This window comes from Pseudomonas sp. AC463 (assembly GCF_979253585.1).
The window spans coordinates 1-257 of sequence record NZ_CEEDDZ010000822.1 but is presented as its reverse complement, the minus strand read 5'-3'; the positions used below and the strand labels follow the sequence as shown (position 1 = coordinate 257).

Genomic DNA, 257 nt, shown 5'->3' with positions numbered 1-257 from the left:
GAAGAGTTGGTCGCGCGCGACGCCCATGTCGACCCGGCACAGTACAACCTGGGGCGCGCTCATGAAGCGTTGGGCGAAGTGGACGAAGCCCTGCTCGCCTACTCCATGGTCGGTGGCGGCAACGATTACCTGCCAGCGCAGGCACGCATGACCGACCTGCTGATCGCCAATGGCCGCGGTGCCGAAGCCTCTAAACATCTGGCCGAAGCACGCGACAGTGAGCCGGATTACGCGCTGCAGCTGTACCTGATCGAAGC

The 257-nt window shown here is 63.8% G+C and carries 1 pseudogene; it reads left to right on the top strand.

Annotated features, from left to right (window positions below):
* A pseudogene (locus AC0IYH_RS32520) lies at positions 1–257 on the top strand (hypothetical protein); the annotation flags it as partial.